The sequence below is a fragment of the Pseudomonas sp. 18.1.10 genome (genome assembly GCF_024655625.1).
In the GTDB taxonomy this organism is placed as follows: domain Bacteria; phylum Pseudomonadota; class Gammaproteobacteria; order Pseudomonadales; family Pseudomonadaceae; genus Aquipseudomonas.
The window spans coordinates 1-4,843 of the sequence record NZ_JANLGL010000312.1 but is presented as its reverse complement, the minus strand read 5'-3'; the positions used below and the strand labels follow the sequence as shown (position 1 = coordinate 4,843).

The following is a 4,843-nucleotide window of genomic DNA, read 5'->3' as shown; positions in this document are numbered from 1 at the left end:
TCAGTCAGCCTATCTGTAGCTGATGTACCGCATTCGCGAGCAAGCCCGCTCCCACATTTTGAACTGCATTCCACCGGTGAAATTGGGGTTAGCCGTAGAAGTGCGGGCGATCCGGCAAGCTGACCTTCACAATCTGCTCGCTGTTCTGCGCTTCGATACACGCATCCGCCGCCACCGCCGCCGCAAAGCCATCCCACGCCGACGGCCCACCCACCTGCCCGGCACGCACGCTGTCGATAAACGCCTGCAACTCCACGTCATACGCACCGATAAAGCGGTCCTTCCAGTCCATCAGAATCGCATTGGACAGCTTGGCGCCGCTGCGCAGTTGCACCTGTGATGGCTCCGGCAGCTTGGCGATACCGGTCTCCCCCACCACTTCGCACTGGATGTCGTAGCCGTATTGGCAGTTCACAAACACTTCCACATCGATGCGCGTGCCCTTGGCGGTTTCCAGCAGTACGATCTGCGGGTCGCGCAGGTGAGCCAGGGCCTTGCTGGTCTTGCGCGGGAACACCACTTGCACCGAGACGTAGTCGTCGTTGAGCAACCAGCGCAACACATCCAGTTCGTGGATCAGGGTGTCGGTGATCGCCATGTCGGTCTTGTAGTTCTCGCCCACCGTCGGGTTGCGGTGTGCGCAGTGCAGCATCAGCGGCTCGCCGATCTGGCCACTGTCGATCACCGCTTTCAGGGCGCGATAGCCTTCGTCATAGGGGCGCATGAAGCCCACTTGCACCAGGCGCTTGCCGTAGGCGACTTCGGCGTCGACGATCTTGCGGCAGCCAGCAGCAGTGACCGCCAAGGGTTTTTCGCAGAACACCGGCTTGCCCGCAGCGATAGCGGCGAGCACAAACTCTTCGTGGCTCGGGCCCCAGGAGGTGACGAGCACCGCTTCCACTTCTGGCGAGTGGATCAGCGCGTGGCCGTCGGCATACACCTCGGCGCTGATGTTCAAGTCCGCCACCACTTTGGCCGCTTGCTCCAGGTTGATGTCGGTCACCGCCACCACCTGACTGTTCAGCAGGGTCTGGCTGCAACGACGGATGTGGTCACGGCCGATGGCGCCGGTACCGATGACTCCAAGCTTCAACGACATGTAAAAACTCCTCTTGTTATTAGTACTGCCGGGCTTTCGCCAGCTGTTCATTGAGTTTTTTTGCAGCAGCATTCGTGCGTGCGCTGGTGGACACCTGCGCCACCCCCACCCGCCACCACGACAGGTAGCCGTGGATCATGGTTTTTGGCAGGACCTTGATATCAATCAGCGTCGACACCGTTTGTGTACGCGCATCCGCCAGCGCCGCTTCGAGTTGTTCCACGGTGCTGACCTTGTAGGTCTTGCAGCCATAGGCCGCCGCGCTCATGGCGAAGTCCACCGGCACCAGGCCGCCGTCGAGCTTGCCGCTCTCGGGGTTGCGGTAGCGGAACTCGGTGCCGAAGCTGTCCATGCCATTGCCGATCTGCAGGTTGTTGATGCAACCAAAGGCCATGTTGTCCAGCAGCACCACGTTGATCTTGCGCCGCTCCTGGATCGAGGTGGCCAGCTCCGAGTGCAGCATCATGTAGGAGCCATCGCCGACCAGGGCGTAGACCTCTTTGCTCGGCTCGGCGAGTTTCACCCCCAGCGCGGCGTTGATCTCGTAGCCCATGCACGAATAGCCGTACTCGACGTGGTAGGTGTTGACGCCCTTGCTGCGCCAGGCGCGCTGCAAATCACCGGGCAGGCTGCCGGCGGCGGCGACGATGATGGCGTCGTCGGCCAGGGTGGCATTGAGCACGCCGAGCACACGGCTCTGGGTCAGGCACGAGCCGGTCAGTTCGATGAATTCGCGCAGGACGCCGCGGTCGAGGTGGTCATCGACTTCGGGTACAAAAGCATCGCCGTCGTATTCCACCTGATGCACGCGATCCACTTCAGCGTCGAGTTGCGCTTTGGCCTCGCGCACCTGCTCGCCCCAACCGCTGCGGTAGTCAGCCAACGCATCCGCCAAGGCTTCAAGGGCCAGCTGCGCATCGCCCAGCACTTGCACGGCGTCCAGTTTCAACACGTCGCAAGGGCTGATATTGAGGTTGAGAAATTTCACTTCCGGGTGCTTGAACAGCGACTTGGACGAGGTGGTGAAGTCGGTATAACGGGTGCCGATACCGATGATAAGGTCGGCCTCCGGCGCCAGCAGGTTGGCCGCCAGGCAGCCGGTTTCGCCAATCCCGCCGACGTTCAGCGGGTGGCTGGAGACCACCGCGCTCTTGCCCGCCTGGGTTTCCGCGAAAGGGATATCGAAACGCTCGGCAAACGCTTGCAGCGCCGCATTCGCGCCGGAGTACTTGACCCCGCCACCGCAGATAATCAGGGGTTTGCGCTTGCCCCGGAAGGCCGCCAGGGCATCGCCGATCATCGCAGCGGTGGCCGGGCGGCGGTCGATACGGTGCACGCGTTTTTGCAGGAAATAGTCGGGATAATCCCACGCCTCGGCCTGCACATCCTGGGGCAACGCCAGGGTCACCGCGCCGGTTTCGGCGGGATCGGTCAATACGCGCATGGCGTGAATCGCTGCGGTCATCAACTGCTCGGGACGGTTGATACGGTCCCAGTATTTGCTCACCGACCGGAACGCGTCGTTGGTGCTGATGCTCAGGTCGTGGAACTGCTCGATCTGTTGCAGCACCGGGTCGGGCTGGCGGCTGGCGTACACATCGCCGGGCAACAGCAGCAGCGGGATACGGTTGGCGGTGGCCGTCGCGGCGGCGGTGAGCATATTCGCCGCGCCGGGGCCGACGGACGCGGTGCACGCATAGATCTTGCGGCGCAGGTGCTGCTTGGCAAAACCGATGGCCGCATGGGCCATGCCCTGTTCGTTGCGGCCCTGGTGCACCACCAGGTCACCGGCGTCCTGTTCCAGCGCCTGGCCCAGGCCCAACACGTTGCCGTGGCCGAAAATGGTGAACACGCCGGCGACAAACTTGCTCTGCACGCCATCGACTTCGATGTATTGGTTGTCGAGGAACTTCACCAGGGCCTGGGCCATGGTCAGTCGGGTTGTGGTCATGTCGCGCCCCTTAAAGGTCCAGTAGCCAGCTGTGCTGCGGGTCGTTGTGGAAATGCCAGGCACGCTTGGGGCCGGCCATCACGTTCAAATAATAGGACTCGTAGCCGTACGGCACGCTGACCGGGTGGTAACCCTTGGGCACCACCACCAGGTCGCTGTTCTCCACCGCCATGGCCTGGTCGATGCTGCGGTCATCGGTGTACACGCGCTGGAACACAAAGCCCTGGGGCGGATTGATTTGGTGGTAATAGGTTTCTTCGAGAAAGCTCTGGTGCGGCAGATCGTCGGTGTCGTGCTTGTGCGGCGGGTAGCTCGACGAATGCCCGGACGGCGTGCGCACTTCCACCACCAGCAGGGAATGGGCCGGCGACGTGTCCGGCAGGATGTCGCACACGTAGCGGGTGTTGGCGCCTTTGCCGCGCACGCTGCGCTTGCAGTCTTGCGGGCGGATCAAACGGGGTTCATAGCCTTCGGTGCCAGGGGCAGCGCACACGGCAATCTGCACATCGCTCAAGGCAGTGACCTGGGCGACGGTGCCGGGTGGCAAGTAAGCGGCAAACGGTGATTTGTCTTCAAACACCGACTGGCGATCACCGAGGTTCTGCCAGTTGAAGCCCTCGCCTTCGATATTCACCCGGCCGCTGAGCAGCACCAGGCACAGTTCCTTATCACCGGCACTGACCGGCAGGGTTTCCCCCAGGCTCAAGCGGTAGGCTTTAAAGCCCACGTACTCCAGGCGCCCGTCTTCGAGGGCGACCATGGTTTGCCCGCGTTTGTTGCTCTTGACCAACAGGCTCATGCTTGTGTCCTCTCGGTGAGCAGCGCGCGCAGGGTGTCGTAGCCCTTTTTTGCATAGATATAGCTGGGCGCCACGGCCGGGTCCTGCTCGGCTTCCACCACCAGCCAGCCCTCGTACTTCGCGGCCAGAAGCTCATCGAGCAGTTCGCCAAACTCGATATCGCCATCGCCGGGCACGGTGAAGGTGCCGTTGACGATGCAATCCGGGAAGCTCCACATCTGGTTGCGTGCCAGTTGCACCACCGGCTTGCGCACGTCCTTGAAGTGCACGTGGCAGACGCGGCCGATATGTTTGCGCAGCACATCGAGGGGCTCGCCGCCGCCCATGTAGCAGTGGCCCGAATCGAACAGCAGGCCGACTTCCGGACCGGTGCGCGTCATGAGTTGATCGATGTCGTCCGGGGATTCGACGTAGGCGCCCATATGGTGGTGGTACGCCAGGCGCACGCCCTGGGACAGGGTGAAACGCGCCAGCTCAGTGAGCTTGTCGGCATATTCCTGCCAGGCCTGTTCGCTGTGGAAACGCGGGCGTTCGATCAGGCGGATTCTTGAGCCCTGGATCGAATCGGCCACTTCGCCGTACACCAGCACGGTCGCGCCGTTTTGTTTGAGCAGCTCGACGTGAGCGGCGATGGCCTCGATTTCTTCCGCCACCGAACGCCGCGCCAGGCGGCTGGAATACCAGCCGGAAACCAGCGCCAGGTCGTACGGGCGCAGCACATCGCCGACGCCCTTGGCGTCCTTGGGGAATTTGCCGTTGAGTTCAAAACCTTCGTAGCCGATTTCCTTGCCTTCGCTCAGGGCGGTGCTCAGGGGCGTTTCACCGCCCAGGGCCGGCAGGTCGTCGTTGCTCCAGGAAATCGGGTTGATGCCAATTCGGATTGCGGGCATGGCTGCACCTTTTGTTTTTATCTAGCTTAAGCCGGGTGAGATTTGCTTTATGTGGGAGCGGGCTTGCTCGCGAAGGCGGCGTGTCAGGCGACACATCTGCTGGC

General features: G+C 62.3%; 4 protein-coding genes. All 4 read right to left on the bottom strand.

Going from position 1 to position 4,843, the window contains the following annotated elements:
* Window positions 1-88: 88 nt before the first annotated feature.
* From NUV89_RS27580 to iolE, 4 genes are read right to left on the bottom strand one after another with little or no spacing between them, the layout of a single operon-like run.
* On the bottom strand, window positions 89-1,099 hold the full coding sequence (locus NUV89_RS27580; protein WP_257783802.1) for a Gfo/Idh/MocA family protein: 1,011 nt from the start codon (window positions 1,097-1,099) through the stop codon (window positions 89-91).
* A 19-nt stretch (window positions 1,100-1,118) separates the two neighbouring features.
* A complete protein-coding gene (gene iolD / locus NUV89_RS27575; RefSeq protein ID WP_257783801.1) occupies window positions 1,119-3,050 on the bottom strand; it encodes a 3D-(3,5/4)-trihydroxycyclohexane-1,2-dione acylhydrolase (decyclizing) in 1,932 nt (643 codons plus the stop codon).
* A 10-nt stretch (window positions 3,051-3,060) separates the two neighbouring features.
* Window positions 3,061-3,849 carry a 5-deoxy-glucuronate isomerase gene (gene iolB / locus NUV89_RS27570; protein ID WP_257783800.1) on the bottom strand — a complete coding sequence of 263 codons (789 nt, stop codon included), beginning with the start codon at window positions 3,847-3,849 and terminating at the stop codon, window positions 3,061-3,063.
* Entirely contained in the window at window positions 3,846-4,739 is an 894-nt protein-coding gene (iolE, locus tag NUV89_RS27565) for a myo-inosose-2 dehydratase (protein WP_257783799.1), read from the bottom strand. The genes iolB and iolE overlap by 4 nt, the downstream gene beginning before the upstream one ends.
* Window positions 4,740-4,843 lie beyond the last annotated feature (104 nt).